A 12,032-nucleotide genomic window follows, 5' to 3' on the forward strand; every position below is an offset into this window, starting at 1 on the left:
CGGTCAGTCCTCCCGCTGCTTGGTGACTTCGTCCGACCCGCAACTCGGACACTCGTCCGGAAGCCCGTCGTCGAGTTCGCCGACGGTTCCGCACTCTTCGCAGCGCCAGACGACGTAGCCCTCACCGAACTCTTGGCCCGGGTCGCTCGCTTCGGTCTCGACCGCTCGTTTTCCGTTCTCGTCGACCGCGACGCCGTCGTCGAGCGAGACCGTGACCTCGCTCGCCCTCACCGCTGCGACGACGCCGAGTTCGGAACCGCTCTCGTCGTAGACTGCCTCTCCAGTCTCTATCGTGGTCGTATCGTCGCTCATCGACTGGACCTTTGGCCCACGGAGGCAAGCACACATGCCTTGCGAGGGCAGGTTCGGTGTGTCGGGGGCGGAGACGGGATGGTACATCGACTGCGGCGGGCTCGATGCCGACGCGTCGACCGAACCGCGCCGCTGTAGAGTTGGTTGCAGCAACAAGACGTGGGACCGGATTTGAACCTCGCCCGAGAACCTGCGCTCCGCGCAGAACCTCGGTCTGGTTCAAATCCGGACCATCCGCTATTCGTCCTCACTTCGTTCGGACAGAATATGCGTGGGACCGGATTTGAACCGGCGGACCTCTATAGGACAGCGTCCTAAGCGCTGCGCCGTTTCCTGGCTTGGCTACCCACGCGCGACTCCGACTTCTCCCGAGACGAGTAAGAACCTGTCGGGTTCCACCGGAGCCACGCAGTTTATCAGCGAGAGGGCGCAAGGTCGACCGTGTACAGCGCCCGGGACCAGGTCGAGAACGAGGAGTGGCTGACGGAGTTGGAGACGGCGGCGGACAGACTCGACCTCGGGCCGGACGCGCGGTCGTACGCAGTCGACCTATTTCTCACGTCGGTTCCCGAAGAGGACCGCTCGAAGAAGCCCCAGCTCGCGGCGAGCCTCTACGCCGGCGCGCTCATCGCCGACGAGGGCCAGACGCAGACTGCCGTCGCCGATGCAGTCGGTGTGTCGCGACTGTCGATTCAACAGCGGTGGAAAGACGTCCTCGAATCGGCGGGGTTAGAGCCGCCGTCGTGGTAAGGACCAGAGAGAACTAGCGTTTCGCTTCGCGTCCCTTGCGCTCGGGTGTGAGGCGTCCGTGTTCGTCGATTTCGCCGTTGACGATTCTGGTACTGGAGATGATGTCGTCGTCCTCCGCGAGGACGTGGTCGACGACCTCGATTTCGAGCGGATTCGCACCGTTTTCGACACGAATCTCGTTGATGCGCTTTGCGCCCTCGACGGTCTCGGGTGAGACGACGAGGTAGTCGAAACGCGGTTCGGTCGCGATGCCAGTCGGTTCGACGAGTTCGTGAATCTCATACTCGCGGTCGTACTCCTCGGCGAGGGCGTCGAGTTCGGCCGCGAGGTCACGCCGTCGCTCGGCGAACGAGCGGACGTATCGGTCAACGTTTCGCGTCTTCGGGGCGAGTTCGTCGCTCGTCAGGCCGACTGTCACGTCGCCGAGTTCGAACGCCCGTTCGAACAGCGCACGATGTCCGTCGTGCACGGGGTCGAACGTCCCGCCCAGCGCAACCTTCATAACCAGTTCATCGCCTGCCCGTGCCATAAAAGAGTCGAAACACCCGGTCCTCAGTCACGCGTCGAGGGGGAGTCCACTCCGTCGTCGGTCGGCTCGTCGTCGTCCGTGTCGGTGTCCGACGTACCGTCGTTCACGTCGGTTTCAGACGGCGTATCGTCCCCGTCGTCGACCTCTTCGACGGTGATGGTGACCGGTTCCGACCGGTTCTCGTCGAAGTCGCCCTCTCGCTCTAAGAGTTTGTCGAGGTTGAACACCGTGTTGAGTTCTTCTTGCACCTGTCCGACGATGCTCCCGACGAGTTCGCTCGGCGGGATGGCAGTGTACTCGTAGGGGTTGTTGCCCGCACCCGCGCTCTCGCGCTTCTGGCGGTGGACGGTCTCCTCGTCGTGGAGTTCGGCGAGTGCCTCACGGACCGTGCTCGGGTAGAGGCCGGTCGCCTTGGCGATTTCCTCGCTCGTACTGCCCGGATGGCGCTGCAGTGAGACGTAGATTTTCGCACGCGTCTCGGTGTCGAGAATCCACGACAGGAGGTCGACGAGGCCCTGGTCGAAGCTCTCGACGGCCCGGTCACCAGTCGAGTGCGTCGGCTCGGTCTGCTCGTCGTCTGTCACGTGGTCGTCGGAATCAGTTGCATCGTCCGCAGACATGTCCTCTTCGGTGGGACACAAGCCACCGAGGAGTAAAAACCCATTGCTCGTACGGACTGCTGTCAGTCGTTTCGGTAGCGACCGCACTCATGCGAACGGCCGGAACGAGACACAGTGACAGCAGTTCGTATCAGAGGACGAGCGAATCGCACACCGCGTCGAGTCCACCCTCGTCGAGGAGTCGGCGCTGTCGGTCCGCCCCGCTCTCGCCGTCGAAAACGTCACTGATTCCCGAGATTCCGAGGCGGTCGCACTCGCGGTCGACGACTTCCCCGAGCGAGATGGTCCCGTCGCCCGCTCTGGTCACGAACGACGCGTCGTGGCCGTGGCGAAGTGCGCGCCACTTGTTCTCGTCGAGGACCTCGCGCCGGAGTCCGAAGTCGTCGCCGGCCGTTTCGCCGTCCTCGTATCGGGCCGAAAAGTCCTCGACGAGCGCGGCGGTGTACTCGGCGAACGCCATGACGACTTCGGGGTCGGCCTGCGCGTCCGGCGTCCGGACTTCGACCGTCCCGTGCGCCGAGTGCGGGCGGACCTCGTACCAGAGCGCGCCGCGGTCGTTGATAGAGTCGGTGTCTATCATCAGGTTCTCGAATCGCTGGTAGGACTCGAAGTCCTCGAACCGCGTCGGCATCCCGGTGTTCGGCAAGTTCTCGAAAATCTTCGCGCGCGCCGACGCGAGTCCAGTGTCGAAGCCGTTCCAGTACGGCGAGTTCGCGGACAGCGCGAGCATCACGGGCAGGTACCAGCGCAATTCGTTGGCCACCCAGACCGCCTTGTCGGCGTCGTCCACGCCGACGTGGACGTGTAGTCCCGCGGTCGTGTTGCGGTGTTGTGGGTACTGGATGCGGTCGAGTTGCGCGCGATAGCGTTCCTTCTCGGCGTGTTCGAGTTCGCGCCACTTCGCGGCCGGGTGGAGTCCGGCGGCGGCGATCTGATAGTCGTACTCGGCGGCGAACTCGACCAGTGCCTCACGAACGGCGTAGAGATTGTCGCGGACCGACACGAGGTCTTTCGACTTCGGGGTCTGCGTCTCGACGACGGTCTTGAACAGTTCGTGGTCGAGTCGCCCCTCCAGAATATCCGGCGGGTCGCCTTCGTATACGAGCTCGTCACTCCCCGAGATGGGGCGACCCGACCGGTCGACGACGAAGAATTCCTCTTCGATACCGAGCGTTCCCTCGTCGGTGAACGCGTCGGCCGACCCTCGCTCCATACTGGCTGGCTTCGGGGCCACTCATAAAAAGACGTTTGGAGTCGGGTGGTGCTACCGCGGCTTCGCCACGACGCCGAGGTGGTCCTCGTGGAGCGGGTCTAACCGCTCGGTTTCGAGAATCTCGTATTCCTGCTCGATGTCGGCCAAGACGGCCGAAAACACGTCCTCGGGGTCGCCGGTCACGTCCTCGCTTCGGGCCTTGATGACCGTCACGAGTCGGCCGTCGTCCGCGAGGAACTGTCGATTGCGACACGAGACGTCGCCCTGCCCGCGAGTCGCCACGTCTTGGACGATGGCGTCGACTTCACTCTCGACGACGTGTGCGTAGGTGTCTGGCTTGCGGGCGTCCTTGAGCAGTGGGAACAGGTTCCGGCGGTCCTCGGCGACCGAACAGAGGTCGCGCACCGGGCGTGCCGCGAACTCGACGGCGTAGGTCGGTCCAGCGAAGTCGGAGACGTGGCTCACGGTCGTCCCGCTCGCCGCGCCGAGGTAGAGGACGGTGTCGCCGCCGGTGAGGCCGGTATCCATCCCACGGGCGAACATCGCGCCGAGTTTCGACCGGCCGGGGTCCCACGCGCGCCAGCCGTCGTCGGTCGGCTCGCCGTAGACGGGCGTGCCCTGCGTGGCCAGTCGCTCGTCGCCGGCGATGGTGCGCTCTTCGACGCCATCGGGAAGTTGGAGACTCGGACTCATCGGTCGACACCTCCGTCTGTCGCGGCGTCGTCGTCGCTCGCGTCATTCTCGGCGCGTGCCTGAATCGTCTCGATACGCTCGTTCAGTTCCTCGTCGAGTTCGGGCTTCCGGTCGCCGGAGTAGTGGTCGACCCGGGCCGCGAGAGTCAACTTCCCGGCGACGGCGCGCGCAGCCGACCCGCGGTCTTCGGGTCGCGTCCCACGAACTGCGTCGTGCATGTAGATGACGCCGTGTTTGGGCGAGGTTGCGTGACCGCGAAGGTGGGCGAACAGCGCGTCCTCCGCGCCCAGAACTTGCACAGTCCCGCTCGGTTTCTTCGCGAGGGATTCGAGGCCGCCAGCGAGCGAGATGAGCCGCGCGGCCAGCACCGGCCCGGCCATCGCGGCGAGGTTCGGGGCCACGTCGGGCGCGCGTGCTTCGACGTACCCACGCAGGTCGTCCGCTTCGTCGGCCAGTGAGACGACTTGTGACGCGAGCGAGACGACGCGCGTCTCGTCCGGGCCGGTCGGCTCACGGTCGGCTAGTTCACGGGCGTAGCCGACACCGGATTCGCTCTCGTCGTACAGCGCGCCAGCCCACTCGGTGAGTCGTTCCGCGAGTTCGTTCGCGGTGCGAGAACAGTCGTCCATCGCCCGGACCGCGTGGACGAGTTGCTGGTCGCCCGCACGTTCGCGCTCGGTCGCGGCGGCACGCGTCGCCGCGATGGTCGCCTCGTGGAGGAGCGCGTAGTAGTCGTCGTCGTCCGCGGCGAAGCCCGATTCGACGGCCAGTGCCGGCCAGTCGTCGGGGGCCGCGGCCGAACCCGACCGGATGGCCGCGCTGGCAGCGTCTGGGTCGTCGCGGTCGAGTCCGGCGAACCAGCCGGACCCGGTGGCGTCCTCACTCATGTCGCAGTCGTATTCGCCCGGTCTGTAAATGCATCCCGATACGGGAGTGTGTGGGAAGCCGTAACGAAACCCAACGTACCTGTACAAAAGACTCAATACGGTGCTAGCCAGAGCCTAGCATAGAAAGTATTCCAGAGAATGATTCGAATATCTTCGCCATCGTCGCACGAACGTCCACAAACCAATGCAATCGAGGTAACCGACGCGGGCTGGCAACTCGACCCGGAGCGGTACGGTGACTTCGTCGAGACGGTCACCGGCATCCCGCTCGGCGACGACCTCTCCGCCGCCGACTGCTATCGCATCCGAAACCGTATCGAGGCCAAGGTCGACGCGAAACGCCGACGCGGTGAGTGGACACCGACGGTCGCCGAGGAGTATCCGGACGTGGAGTCGCGCGACGACATCCTCGCAGTGGCACGGTTCTTCCGCGAGTGTCACGACCACTATCGGGACGCTGCTGGCGACGGCGGTCCCATCTCGCAGTGACGACGACGCGACGCGGGATTCACATCACGTTCTGTACGGAGTCACCTGTAGAAACGAAGTTCGATGTTTCTGAAGTACATATGAGAAACGTAGTCGTACGTGGATATACGTCCGAGAATTCCCAGCAACAGGCGCGCCGTCCAACAGTTTCATGGGTTCCATCGACGTCTTCACAACTGATGATTGCCAGTGTGGCACACGCTCGAACGTGGAGACGGGAGATCACAGGTGGTCACGACGATGAGTAACCACCAGCCCCCGGGAGAGACAGACACCGCCGTCGACCTGACCGACAGCGAGTACTACCTCAACCGAGAACTCTCCGAACTCGCGTTCCAAAAGCGCGTCCTCTACGAAGGCCTCGACGACCGCAACCCGCCGCTCGACCGCCTTCGGTACCTCGCGTACTTCACGAAGAACACGGACGAGTTCTTCATGAAACGCGTCGGTGGGCTGAAACAGCAGATGGACGCCGGCGTCACGGAGCAGACGCCCGACGGGCGGACGCCCGAAGAGCAGTGGGAAGAGGTCATGGACACTGCACGGCCATTGTTCGAGGAGCAGACAGACTGCTGGGAGGACGAACTACGCCCGGCACTGGCCGACGCCGGCATCACCGTCTACGACTTCGACGACCTGCCGGCAGAGAAGCAAGCCGACCTCCGTTCGTACTTCGAAGAGTCGATTCAACCGACGCTCACACCACTGGCGTTCGACCCCGCGCACCCGTTCCCGTTCATCTCCAATCTCTCGCTCTCGCTGGCGGTCCTCTCGGAGTCGCAGGTCGACGACGGCATCACCTTCACCCGAATCAAGATACCGCAGAACCAGCCACGACTGGTCGAGGTTCCCGACGAGTCCGAAGGCTACGTCCTCGTCGAAGACCTCATCGAGTCGAACATCGACCTGCTGTTGCCGAACATCGACATCCTCGACGTGTCGAAGTTCCGGGTGACGCGTAACGCCGAGGTCAGACGGAACGAAGAGGTCGCAGAGGACCTCATCGACATGATCGAGGAGGTCATCGAACAGCGCCGGTTCGCCACCGTCGTCCGGCTGGAAGTCGCCGAGGACATGCCGACCCACTCGCTCGAAATCCTCAAAGAGCAACTCCACCTCTCCCACCGGGAAGTGTTCCGCCGGGGCGGCCCTATCGACTTCCGGGACTTTTTCGATCTCGTCGAACTCGACCGGCCGGACCTCAAACTCCCGGAGTGGACGCCACAGCCCCACCCGCGACTGCAGCAGACGTCCGACCCGCTGGGTCGACGCGACGAGGAAGACGACGACATCTTCGACGAGATTCAGAAGGACGACCTGCTCGTCCACCACCCGTACCACTCGTTCGAGGGGACGGTTCAGCGCTTCCTCGACGCGGCTGCGCACGACCCGAACGTGCTCGCGGTGAAGGCGGCCATCTACCGGACCGCCAGCGACTCGAAGGTCATCCAGAGTCTCATCGACGCGGCCGAGAACGGGAAGCAAGTCGCGGTGATGGTCGAGTTGAAGGCGCGCTTCGACGAGCAGAACAACCTCGAATGGGTCAGAAAACTCGAAGAAGAGGGTATCCACGTCGCCTACGGGACGGTCGGGCTGAAGACCCACACGAAGACCGCACTCGTCGTTCGGCGCGAAGACGACGGCGTGAAGCTGTACTCGCACATCGGCACCGGGAACTATCACTCCGAGACGGCGAAGGGGTACTCAGACCTCGGCATCCTGACGACCGACCGCGACACCGGACAGGACCTGACGAAGGTGTTCAACTTCTTCACCGGGCCGACGCTCGACGAGAAGTTCAGAAAGCTGCTCATCGCACCGGTCAACCTCCGCAAGCGGTTCACAGAGTGCATCCGCCGCGAAGCGCGCCACGCCCGCGCTGGCCACCCGGCCAAAATCATCGTGAAGATAAACGGACTGGAAGACCCGAAAATCGTCGAGGAATTGTACAAGGCATCGATGGCTGGCGTCGACATCGACCTCGTCGTGCGGGACATCTGTCGTCTCCGCCCCGGCCTCGACGGTATCAGCGAGAACGTCACCGTCCACTCTGTCGTGGGCCGGTTCCTCGAACACTCGCGCATCTTCTACTTCCGAAACGGCGGCGACCCCGAGTGGTACATCGGGTCTGCCGACTGGATGACGCGCAACCTCGACTACCGCGTCGAAGCGGTCACACCGGTTGAGGACGTCGCCATCCGTGAACAGCTCCGGTTCATCCTGGAGACACAACTCGCCGACAACCGTCGTCGCTGGGTCATGCAGAGCGACGGTGCGTACGAGCAGGTGCGGCCGGGCGACGACGAACAGGTGCTGGACACCCAGGAGGTGCTGATGGCAGTGACGCGGGCCGCACTGTCGCGCGAGGCCGAGCGCGGCATCGCAATCGCCGACCAGCCCTCGCGAAGCGACATGCTGGTCGAACCCGTAGACGAGCCGTATCAGGACCCGAATGGCGAGGCGGCCGAGACGGCTGCAGCCGAAAAACCGGTCGACGACGAGGAGCAGACCGCCGACGCTGATGGCGGCGAATCGCTCCCCGCAGTGTTCGAGGCACACGCCGACCACTGGTACGTCCCCGAGAGCCACCAGTACGGGTGGGTGGTCGAGACGACCGACGGCGAGCGCCGGTACTTCAAGACGCAAGACGGTGCGGCACAGCGACTTCGAGAAGAGTACGAATAAACCGCAGTACGACGATTTTCTGGGCGACTTTCACACTTTCTGGTACCTTCTCGGTATCGTGACAATCAGTCTGACAGTGAAGTGTGTAGGACCACAATTGTTATGGTATCGCGGTAATGGTTTACATGTAGCACAGACGGGACACACCCCAGACCACCAATGAACAGCACGAACGACGACGCCGACCCAGACCCGCCCAGCATCCCCGAGCAATACAGAGCGCGCGACACCGACGATGGCCGAATCGAGATCTACGATTCGGAGAACGAGAACGCGTGGATTCGGTCGGACTACACACTCGAATTCGCGCGACCCAGCTGAGTCGGTCAGCCTCCCTTACCAATCCCGAGGAACGACGAGATAGCGCAGCGTGAAGTGTTCACGCTCCTGAACGACCACGAGCGGTTGGCCCTGTCCCGTCTGGACCACGACCGGTCCCCGCACGGCAGCGACGAGTCGAGCGAACGCTTCACCGTACTCGTTTCGCACGTCCGGTCCGTTCACTGTCCCCGAGAGCCTGTCCGAGACCCACGTCCCGCGACCGTCGTCGAGGTCGAGACAGAACGCACCATCCTGCACCGTGACCGGATACCGATTCGTCCTCGACATCGAGTCGACGGCGGTCGTGATTCGTGCGAGTTGGTCCGCCGTCGTTTCGACGACCGTCGGTGCGATCGACCCGTTTTCGAGGACGAAGCGCTCCTCGTCGGTGAACCGGTCGGGGAGTTCGAGCGTCACGTTCTCCAAAATTTCCCGGTCACGTGAACACGGCAGTCGCGCACTTGCGGACCCGCTGGTCAGTTCCAGTGCGCTGACCGTACGTCGCTCGGCGTCGCCGACGAACCGGACCGCGATGTCCGCCCCTGTCGTCGTCGCGCCGGCGACCCACGAGAGCCACGAGAGGAGTTCGTCGATGTCGAAGATGGCCGTGAGTGGACCGCGTCCCTGCAGTTCGTACGCTGAGAGTGCCCCTGCCTGCAGCGTACAGTACGTCGCCAGCGACGCCGACGAGCACTCTCACCTCACGACCCCGGCTGGAAAATCAGTTCGACCGGCTCACTCGAACTTCTCGAACGGCTGTTCGCAGGCGTTGCAGAAGTGCATCGAGCGACAGAGCGATGGCCCCTTCGGGTGTTCGCGCACCGTCTCGTCCGAGCCACAGTACGGACACTCCGCGCCTTCGGTCTCGCCACCGGTCGTCACGGATGGGTCTGGTCGTCTCATATGCTCAAGCCGAACTCCCGCAGGTCGTCTTTGCCCTGTTCGGTCACCAGTTCCAGGTTCCACTCGGGCGACCAGACGAGGCGCAGGTCGACCGACTCGACGCCATCGGCGGCCGCCACGGAGTCACGAATTTCGTCCATGAGCATCGTCCGGGCGGGACAGCCCGAATACGTGAGCGTCATGTCGATAGTCACGTCACCTGTCTCGTCGTCAGCCTCGACCGCGTAGATGAGGCCGAGGTCGACGATGGTGATGGGCATCTCGGGGTCCTCTATCGAGTAGAGTACGTCCCAGACGGTGCGTTCGAGGCCCTCGCTCCCGTCGCCGGTCGCGGGCACCTCGTCGTATGCTTCGCCTTCGACGTACTCCGTGTACGCACAGGCCGTCGGCTCGACGCAGTCGTCGTCCATGGGGTCGACGCTCTCTGGAACGTCGTCCGGGTCGTACGTGTTACTCATCGTCTGGGTCCTTCATGATGCGGTCGGCTTCGTGCCGACCCAGCTCGCGGTAGGTGTGGGTGAAATCGTCGTAGAGGTCGAACCAGTCGTCGGTGTGCGTCTGGTCGCGACCCTTCGCCTCGGGCAGTTCGAACTCGGCGTGGTGGACGTCGTACTGCTCGGGCAGTTCGGCGTCGTCGAGGACGAGGCCCAGCGATTCGAGGAACGGGACGACCTCGTCCAGCCACTCCTCACGCATCGTCACGAGCGGCTCGGAGCGGATACCGAGGTCGACGATGCGGTCGTCGATTTCCTCGTCGGTCGGGAGGAACAGGGTCAGGGCGTACGGGAATAGCCGGTCGAGGCTGTCCTGAACGCGGGCACGGGACTCGTCGTCCTCGCAGAGTCGCGAGAGCCAACTCGTCGCGTGCTTCTTGTGGTAGTCCTCCTCGCCGAGAATCTTCCCGACGCGGTCGCGGATGCGCGGGTACGAGGAATCTTGCAGGGCGCGCAGGCGGATGTCCTCGGCCACGTCGTAGAGGTACGAGCGAAGCACCGGGTCGGCCCAATCGCCGTCGCCGTAGGCGAGTTCACAGAGACTCGAGTGTCGCCAGTCCTCGGGCGGACGCTCCCAGATGAGTTCCGGCTCTTCGGCACCCCAGTCCTGCAGCAGGTCGTACCAGAGACGAGCGTGACCGTACTCGTCCTGCGCGATGTTGGCCAGTGCGATGTCCGACTCCAGCGTCGGTGCGAGCACCTGCCACTCGGTGTAGCGCTCGGCCATGACGAACTCGTCGTCGGCGAGGCGGAACAGCTGATGGCGGACGGCTTCGCGCTCCTCGTCGGAGAGGTCAGCCGGTGCGGACAGTTCGGCAGCGGCCATCAGTCACCACCTCGCTGGGCACTGGCGACGGCCTGTTCCTTCTCGGAGTCGGCGACTTCCTCGGCGAACGAGGCGTCGAAGTTGTACGTCATCGCCCAGCGGTAGGACTTGTCGGTCGTGCCGCCGAATTTGGCCTCCTCGGTGTCGACTTCGCCGATCTCCTTCTGGGGGCAGACCCAGAGGCTGTTCGTCGGCTTGCGCCGCCCGTGCTGTACTTCGGCGAACAGCAGTGCCATCTCGCGGTCCGGCGCGTGCACGTTGCCGCAGTGGGTGTGGTACCCGCCTTCTTTCTCCTGTCGGAAGACTTCGTAAATCATGGGTCTCAGTCTGCTGCCTGTGGCTGCGTCGCGCTGGCGGCGCGCTGTTCGTGACGGTCCATCGATTCACGGACCCACTCGACGGCCTCCTGTGCGGCCTTGCGACCGTTGATCTGGGTGTGGCTGCCGTCGTAGTCGTTCTTCGCGATGGTGAAGAACTCGTCCCAGTCGAGGTCCTCTTCGACGACCTTGTAGGTGCCGTCGTCGCGCTTTTCGATGCGGGGTTCGTCGGGAATCGTCAACCCGTACTTCTCCGCCTTCGGGATGTACGCGTTGAGGAACGCGTTCCGCAGGTCGTCGTTGGACATCTGCTTGAGGCCGACCTCACTCGCGAAGCCGTGGTGCGTCGACTTCTCGTTGGTGGGACCGAAGAACTGGATGATGCGGGGCCACCACATCTCGAAGGCCTCCTGCACCATCTCCTGTTCCTTCTTCGACCCGGACATCAGTTCGTGAAGGATGGCCTCGCCGTGCTTGACGTGGAAGCCCTCCTCGAAACACACCTTGTCCATCGCGTGAGCGTACGGCTCCCACGAGGTGGACTTGAGCGTCGCCTGTCGGCGCATGGCTGCTCCGTCGACGAAGAACGCGATCATCGGCGTCTCGACGTAGCTCTCCATCGGGTAGTGGAAGCAGTTCAGGAACTTGCCTTTCCCCTCGGCGAGTTCGTCGAGCATCTCGTCACGCGTCTTGATGCCGAGGCTCTCGGCGGCGCGGTAGAGCAACTGGCCGTGCCCGATTTCGTCCTGACACTTCGCCGAGAAGGCGAGCTTGCGGTCGAGGCTCGGGGCCTGGCGGATGAAGGGCTTTTCGAGGTATGCGCCCATAATCTCCGAGTTCGCGTGGAACTGGATCATCCGTGTGGCTGCTTTGCGGTACTCCTCAGGCATGTCGTCTTTTGGACTGAACGCCCGCGGCCCAGCCCGTTCTTTGACCTCCTCGATGTCCATGGAAGTTCATCCACAACTAACCGCCGAAGGAACAAACCGGTTA

Annotated in this window: 16 protein-coding genes and 1 tRNA gene; 4 read left to right on the top strand and 13 right to left on the bottom strand. The window is 63.7% G+C overall.

What is annotated here, in order from left to right; all coding sequences use genetic code 11:
• Nucleotides 1-3 precede the first annotated feature (3 nt).
• Both ACSC1P_RS02650 and ACSC1P_RS02655 read right to left on the bottom strand, forming a co-directional pair.
• The gene (locus ACSC1P_RS02650; protein WP_435358581.1) at nt 4-312 is read right to left on the bottom strand and encodes a TFIIB-type zinc ribbon-containing protein; all 309 of its coding nucleotides are present in this window, start codon (nt 310-312) and stop codon (nt 4-6) included.
• A gap of 268 nt (nt 313-580) precedes the next feature.
• A tRNA-Leu gene (locus ACSC1P_RS02655) sits at nt 581-664 on the bottom strand.
• An 89-nt stretch (nt 665-753) separates the two neighbouring features.
• On the opposite strand from ACSC1P_RS02655, the gene ACSC1P_RS02660 reads away from it, so the two are divergent.
• Nucleotides 754-1,062, top strand: coding sequence for a transcription initiation factor IIB family protein (locus tag ACSC1P_RS02660; RefSeq protein ID WP_435358582.1), 309 nt, complete (start codon nt 754-756; stop codon nt 1,060-1,062).
• A 13-nt stretch (nt 1,063-1,075) separates the two neighbouring features.
• Here ACSC1P_RS02660 and ACSC1P_RS02665 read toward each other — a convergent pair whose 3' ends face one another.
• The 5 genes from ACSC1P_RS02665 to ACSC1P_RS02685 form a co-directional block, all read right to left on the bottom strand.
• On the bottom strand, nt 1,076-1,564 hold the full coding sequence (locus ACSC1P_RS02665; RefSeq protein ID WP_435358583.1) for a phosphopantetheine adenylyltransferase: 489 nt from the start codon (nt 1,562-1,564) through the stop codon (nt 1,076-1,078).
• 50 nt (nt 1,565-1,614) lie between these two features.
• Nucleotides 1,615-2,211 carry a helix-turn-helix domain-containing protein gene (locus tag ACSC1P_RS02670; protein ID WP_435358584.1) on the bottom strand — a complete coding sequence of 199 codons (597 nt, stop codon included), beginning with the start codon at nt 2,209-2,211 and terminating at the stop codon, nt 1,615-1,617.
• Between the two features lie 130 nt (nt 2,212-2,341).
• Nucleotides 2,342-3,424, bottom strand: a complete 1,083-nt coding sequence (locus ACSC1P_RS02675) for a glutamate--cysteine ligase (RefSeq protein WP_435358585.1) — start codon at nt 3,422-3,424, stop codon at nt 2,342-2,344.
• Nucleotides 3,425-3,475: 51 nt separating this feature from the next.
• Nucleotides 3,476-4,117: a fibrillarin-like rRNA/tRNA 2'-O-methyltransferase gene (locus ACSC1P_RS02680; protein WP_435358586.1), complete on the bottom strand. Its 642-nt coding sequence runs from the start codon at nt 4,115-4,117 to the stop codon at nt 3,476-3,478.
• Nucleotides 4,114-5,004, bottom strand: a complete 891-nt coding sequence (locus ACSC1P_RS02685) for an NOP5/NOP56 family protein (protein WP_435358587.1) — start codon at nt 5,002-5,004, stop codon at nt 4,114-4,116. Before ACSC1P_RS02685 ends, ACSC1P_RS02680 begins: the two co-directional genes overlap by 4 nt.
• Before the next feature lie 138 nt (nt 5,005-5,142).
• On the opposite strand from ACSC1P_RS02685, the gene ACSC1P_RS02690 reads away from it, so the two are divergent.
• From ACSC1P_RS02690 to ACSC1P_RS02700, 3 genes are all read left to right on the top strand, one after another.
• On the top strand, nt 5,143-5,493 hold the full coding sequence (locus ACSC1P_RS02690; RefSeq protein WP_435358588.1) for a hypothetical protein: 351 nt from the start codon (nt 5,143-5,145) through the stop codon (nt 5,491-5,493).
• A gap of 240 nt (nt 5,494-5,733) precedes the next feature.
• A complete protein-coding gene (gene ppk1, locus ACSC1P_RS02695; RefSeq protein WP_435358589.1) occupies nt 5,734-8,178 on the top strand; it encodes a polyphosphate kinase 1 in 2,445 nt (814 codons plus the stop codon).
• Between the two features lie 159 nt (nt 8,179-8,337).
• Nucleotides 8,338-8,499, top strand: a complete 162-nt coding sequence (locus tag ACSC1P_RS02700; protein ID WP_435358590.1) for a DUF7331 family protein — start codon at nt 8,338-8,340, stop codon at nt 8,497-8,499.
• 15 nt (nt 8,500-8,514) lie between these two features.
• Here the strand turns inward: ACSC1P_RS02700 and ACSC1P_RS02705 are convergent, their stop codons facing one another.
• From ACSC1P_RS02705 to paaA, 6 genes are all read right to left on the bottom strand, one after another.
• Complete coding sequence (locus ACSC1P_RS02705; RefSeq protein WP_435358591.1) at nt 8,515-8,916, bottom strand: hypothetical protein; 402 nt, start codon at nt 8,914-8,916, stop codon at nt 8,515-8,517.
• Nucleotides 8,917-9,234: 318 nt separating this feature from the next.
• Nucleotides 9,235-9,402, bottom strand: coding sequence for a 1,2-phenylacetyl-CoA epoxidase subunit PaaE (gene paaE / locus ACSC1P_RS02710; protein ID WP_435358592.1), 168 nt, complete (start codon nt 9,400-9,402; stop codon nt 9,235-9,237).
• On the bottom strand, nt 9,399-9,812 hold the full coding sequence (gene paaD, locus ACSC1P_RS02715; protein WP_435360253.1) for a 1,2-phenylacetyl-CoA epoxidase subunit PaaD: 414 nt from the start codon (nt 9,810-9,812) through the stop codon (nt 9,399-9,401). Before paaD ends, paaE begins: the two co-directional genes overlap by 4 nt.
• A gap of 40 nt (nt 9,813-9,852) precedes the next feature.
• Nucleotides 9,853-10,722, bottom strand: coding sequence for a 1,2-phenylacetyl-CoA epoxidase subunit PaaC (paaC, locus tag ACSC1P_RS02720; protein ID WP_435358593.1), 870 nt, complete (start codon nt 10,720-10,722; stop codon nt 9,853-9,855).
• Entirely contained in the window at nt 10,722-11,039 is a 318-nt protein-coding gene (gene paaB / locus ACSC1P_RS02725; RefSeq protein WP_435358594.1) for a 1,2-phenylacetyl-CoA epoxidase subunit PaaB, read from the bottom strand. Before paaB ends, paaC begins: the two co-directional genes overlap by 1 nt.
• Nucleotides 11,040-11,044: 5 nt before the next feature.
• Nucleotides 11,045-11,989 (bottom strand): 1,2-phenylacetyl-CoA epoxidase subunit PaaA, encoded by a 945-nt coding sequence (paaA, locus tag ACSC1P_RS02730; protein WP_435358595.1) that lies wholly within the window; start codon nt 11,987-11,989, stop codon nt 11,045-11,047.
• Nucleotides 11,990-12,032 lie beyond the last annotated feature (43 nt).

The organism is Haloarchaeobius caseinilyticus, assembly GCF_051207395.1.
Classification (GTDB): domain Archaea; phylum Halobacteriota; class Halobacteria; order Halobacteriales; family Natrialbaceae; genus Haloarchaeobius.

Bases quoted from the DNA above. Each gene is read 5' to 3' on its own strand.
- paaC (WP_435358593.1), bottom strand. From the start codon at position 10,722: ATGGCCGCTGCCGAACTGTCCGCACCGGCTGACCTCTCCGACGAGGAG.
- ACSC1P_RS02690 (WP_435358588.1), top strand. From the start codon at position 5,143: ATGATTCGAATATCTTCGCCATCGTCGCACGAACGTCCACAAACCAAT.
- ACSC1P_RS02670 (WP_435358584.1), bottom strand. From the start codon at position 2,211: ATGTCTGCGGACGATGCAACTGATTCCGACGACCACGTGACAGACGAC.
- ACSC1P_RS02685 (WP_435358587.1), bottom strand. From the start codon at position 5,004: ATGAGTGAGGACGCCACCGGGTCCGGCTGGTTCGCCGGACTCGACCGC.
- paaE (WP_435358592.1), bottom strand. From the start codon at position 9,402: ATGAGACGACCAGACCCATCCGTGACGACCGGTGGCGAGACCGAAGGC.
- ACSC1P_RS02665 (WP_435358583.1), bottom strand. From the start codon at position 1,564: ATGAAGGTTGCGCTGGGCGGGACGTTCGACCCCGTGCACGACGGACAT.
- ACSC1P_RS02650 (WP_435358581.1), bottom strand. From the start codon at position 312: ATGAGCGACGATACGACCACGATAGAGACTGGAGAGGCAGTCTACGAC.
- ACSC1P_RS02680 (WP_435358586.1), bottom strand. From the start codon at position 4,117: ATGAGTCCGAGTCTCCAACTTCCCGATGGCGTCGAAGAGCGCACCATC.
- paaD (WP_435360253.1), bottom strand. From the start codon at position 9,812: ATGGACGACGACTGCGTCGAGCCGACGGCCTGTGCGTACACGGAGTAC.
- ACSC1P_RS02700 (WP_435358590.1), top strand. From the start codon at position 8,338: ATGAACAGCACGAACGACGACGCCGACCCAGACCCGCCCAGCATCCCC.
- ppk1 (WP_435358589.1), top strand. From the start codon at position 5,734: ATGAGTAACCACCAGCCCCCGGGAGAGACAGACACCGCCGTCGACCTG.
- paaA (WP_435358595.1), bottom strand. From the start codon at position 11,989: ATGGACATCGAGGAGGTCAAAGAACGGGCTGGGCCGCGGGCGTTCAGT.
- paaB (WP_435358594.1), bottom strand. From the start codon at position 11,039: ATGATTTACGAAGTCTTCCGACAGGAGAAAGAAGGCGGGTACCACACC.
- ACSC1P_RS02675 (WP_435358585.1), bottom strand. From the start codon at position 3,424: ATGGAGCGAGGGTCGGCCGACGCGTTCACCGACGAGGGAACGCTCGGT.